Annotated in this window: 4 protein-coding genes; 2 read left to right on the forward strand and 2 right to left on the reverse strand. The window is 74.8% G+C overall.

Features of this window, described 5'->3' with window-relative positions; genetic code table 11:
* Nucleotides 1-2212: protein translocase subunit SecD (secD, locus tag AB0H81_RS44225; RefSeq protein ID WP_358388357.1), on the reverse strand; the 2212-nt coding region annotated here is incomplete at its 3' end.
* A gap of 40 nt (nt 2213-2252) precedes the next feature.
* Nucleotides 2253-2708, reverse strand: a complete 456-nt coding sequence (locus AB0H81_RS44230; RefSeq protein ID WP_358388359.1) for a hypothetical protein — start codon at nt 2706-2708, stop codon at nt 2253-2255.
* 152 nt (nt 2709-2860) lie between these two features.
* On the opposite strand from AB0H81_RS44230, the gene AB0H81_RS44235 reads away from it, so the two are divergent.
* Both AB0H81_RS44235 and AB0H81_RS44240 read left to right on the forward strand, forming a co-directional pair.
* Nucleotides 2861-3229 (forward strand): hypothetical protein, encoded by a 369-nt coding sequence (locus tag AB0H81_RS44235; protein WP_358388361.1) that lies wholly within the window; start codon nt 2861-2863, stop codon nt 3227-3229.
* A 149-nt stretch (nt 3230-3378) separates the two neighbouring features.
* Nucleotides 3379-3654, forward strand: coding sequence for a hypothetical protein (locus AB0H81_RS44240; RefSeq protein ID WP_358388364.1), 276 nt, complete (start codon nt 3379-3381; stop codon nt 3652-3654).
* The last annotated feature ends 30 nt before the right edge of the window (nt 3655-3684 follow it).

A 3684-nucleotide genomic window follows, 5' to 3' on the forward strand; every position in this document is an offset into this window, starting at 1 on the left:
GTGGCGGCGGCCGGTCAGCACGCCGTTCCAGCTCGACCGCCAGCGGCCCCGCCACGAACGCGGAGGACGCCGTCCCGGCCACGATGCCGATGACCAGCGCGATCGCGAAGTCCCGCAGCGAGTCGCCGCCGAAGACGGCCAGGGCGACCAGGATGAACAGCGCGCCCATGCCGGTGTTGACCGTCCGCGGCACGGTCTGCAGGATCGCCCCGTTGACGACCTCGGCGAACGGCCTGTCCCGGTGTGCGCTCCACAACTCCCGGACCCGGTCGAACACCACCACCTTGTCGTTGATCGAGTACCCGATGACGGTGAGCATGGCGGCCAGGAACACCCCGTCCACCGGCTTGCCCAGCCAGGCGAACGCGCCCACGACGGCCGCCGCGTCCACCACCAGCGCCAGCACGGCGGCGGCCCCGAACGTCCACCGGAACCTGACCGCCAGGTAGACGAGCTGCGCCCCGAGCGCCACACCGAGGGCGACGAACGCGTTGCGGCGCAGTTCCTCGCCCAGACTGGGGCCGATCAGCTCGTCGCGCTGCTTGGCCACCTCGCCCAGCCCGGAGTCGAGGGCCCGCTCCAGGCCGGCCACCTCGTCCGCGGTGATCTGCCCGGTCCGCACGGTGATCGCCTCACCGGCGACCTGCACCACGGCCTGCGGATGCCCGGCGGCGGTCACGACCTGCCGGGCCGCCTCGGCGCCCACCGGCCGGCTCGCGGCGAACTCGACCAGACGCCCCCCGGTGAACTCCACCCCGACGTTCAGCCCGTGCAGGACCAGGCCCGCGACGGCGGCGGCGGTGAGCGCGCCCGCGAGGCCGAGCCAGAGCCGGCCGCGCGCCATCAGGTCCGGGCCGCGCCTGCCGACCCACGTCCTGATCCACCCGATGCCGCCCAGACCGGACACGCGCGGGTTCAGCCGTCCGGCCACGAGGTGGACGAGGACCCGGGTGATGAGCATGGCCGAGACGAGCGAGGCCAGCACGCCGATGGCCAGGGTGACGCCGAACCCGCGCACCGGCCCCGAGGCCAGCCAGAACAGCAGGCCGGCGGCCAGCAACGTGGTGATGCCGGAGTCGGCGATGGCGCTCCAGGCGTGCCGGAAGCCACGGTCCAGGGCCGCCCGCAGGCCCCGGCCCGGCCGCCGGCCGAACTCCTCGCGGGCGCGTTCGAAGACCAGGACGTTGGCGTCCACGGCCATGCCGATCGCGAGCACGAACCCGGCCAGCCCCGGCAGCGTGAGCGTCGCGCCGAGCGCGAGCAGCGCCGCGTACGAGATGAGCCCGTAGACGGCCAGCGCCACGGCCGCGAGCAGGCCCACCACGCGGTAGACGACGACGATGAACAGCGTGGTGAGCACCAGCCCGGCCACGCCCGCCTTGGCGCTGGCCTCGATGGCCTGCGCCCCCAGCGTGGGGCCGACGGTGCGCTGCTCGACCAGCGTCAGCGGCACCGGCAGGGCGCCGCCCTTGACGAGCACGGCGAGGTCGTTCGCCTCCTGCTGGGTGAACGAGCCGGTGATCCGCGTGGATCCGCCCGGCATGCCGGCCCGGCAGGCCACCGACGGGTCCACCTGCGGCGAGGAGATGATCTCGCGGTCCAGGACGATCGCGACCCGCCGTTTCGGGTCGCCGGGCGCCTCGCAGGCCGCCGCGCCGGTCAGCCGCTGCCAGGCCGCGGCGTCGCGGAAGTCGACGGTGACGAACCAGCCGGGACCCTGCTGGGGGTCGCTGCGGGCGGCCGCGTCGGTCACCCCGTCGCCGCTGACGGCGGCGGGGCCGAGCCGCAGCCGCGTCCCGGACTCGTCGGGGAGGACGACCTCCTGGGCGGGATCTTCCCGGGCATCGGCCCGGGGGCCGGCGACGCCGCGTACGGGATGGAAGGCGAGCTGGGCGGTCTTGCCGATGACCTCGGCGGCCTGGCGCGGGTCGAGCACGCCGGGCAGTTCCACGATGATCCGCCGCTCGCCGGAGCGCACGAGCGTGGGATCGACGACCCCGAGCGCGTCGGCCCGGCGCCCGAGCACGTCCAGCGCCCGGTCGGTGGCCTCGGCGTCGGCCTTGGCGGTGGGGGAGTCGTGGGTCTCGAACACGAGTTGGGTGCCGCCGCGCAGGTCGAGTCCGAGGCGCGGCGAGAGGGTGAACGCGAGGATGAATGCGGTGGCGATGACGGCGCACGCGACCACCGCGCGCCACACGGGCGCACGTGACATGGGAGCCTCCACGGGCTTCGTCGACGAACGGGAACGAGCGTCAGCGCGTGGAGGCGGGAGGCGCGCGAGCCGGCGCCGCGCGGCGGTCCGGCGTCGGGCAGGGCTGCCGGAGGGCGGCCACGACGGCCGCCCCCGGCGAGTTCGGTACGGGGACGGCCGCGCCGGGCAGCACCGCCAGGCCGCCGGACCCGGCCGCCGCCATGGCGGGCGGGTGCCCGCGGGACGCCCGCTCCTCCCGGGGGTGTCCCGCGGCCTGGACGATCCGGGGGTGTTCCGCGGCCTGGACGATCCGGGGGTGTTCCGCGGTCTGGGCGATCCGGGGGTGTTCCGCGGCCTGGACGGTCTGGTCGTGTCCCGCGGCCTGGACGAAGTGGGTGAGGACGGCCTCGACGGCCTGGATCGACGGATCGGACGGACGCGCGAGGGAGCCGTTCCCGCCGACCGGCGCGAAAAGGTGCAGCAGGAGGACGAGCGCGGCGGCCAGGCGGGTGCGCACGAGTCCTCCTCTCCCTCGTCCCAAGCCGGGGCTCGGGGCGGACAGTGGTTCCGGGGTCACCGTACCCCGGAACCACCGCCGGAGCCCCGCCTCGGTGATCTGGCTGGTGAGGGCGTGTGCCTTTCCGCGCGGGCTGGGCTATGGTCGGCCGTATGACGGGACCGTGGAGAACACCACGCGGGTCCGCCACGTTCACGGGCGTGGTGGGCCTGGTCCTGTTGTCCCTGCTGATGATCGGCTCGCTTCCCGCCTGGCACGGTGGCGACCCCGCACACCGTCCGGCCGCGGCCGGGCAGACCTGGGTGCCGGGGGCGGGCGACGGGCAGCTGTCGAGCCTGCCGCCGCAGAACGCGAGCGTCCGCGAGCACCACGTGCTGTGGCTGGCGCTGCGCGGTGAGCGCGCCACCGAGGCCGCCCACGTCCCGCTGCTGCCCGCGCCGGGCCTCGACTCGGCCGCGATCCGCGATCCCCAGCAGGTCGGGCACCGCGCCACGGGCTCACGCAGCCCGCCGCTGATCTAGCCGTCCCCTCTTCGATCTCCTGTACGCGCGCCCGCACGCCCGGGTGTCGCAAACCCCTGCCCTGCCCGTCGTGGCCGGGCCGGGGGTCGGCATCGCCATCCCTTCTCACCGTGGATGGCCTTTCACGTACGCAAGGAGCCGTCGTCGTCATGGCCGACGTCAGATCAGTTCACACCCTTCTGCAGCGTTACGACCAGCATCTGGCGCAGCTGGAAAAGCTGCGCGCCCTGCTCCACGACCGGCTCGGCGCCGCCCTGTCGCTGGGCGACCACCGGCGGGCCGCCACGGTCGAGGCGGCGCTCGAACGCATGGACCGCGGCCTCTACGGCGTATGCCGGCGGTGCGGGGCACTCATCGCGTTCGACACGAGTCCGTCCGCGACTCCATCGCTCAGGTGGCCTTCAGCCCGGACGGAAGACGTCTGATCAGCGCCGGCGCCGACGACACCGTACGCG

Origin of the sequence: Nonomuraea sp. NPDC050691, from assembly GCF_040654455.1 — a bacterium.
In the GTDB taxonomy this organism is placed as follows: domain Bacteria; phylum Actinomycetota; class Actinomycetes; order Streptosporangiales; family Streptosporangiaceae; genus Nonomuraea.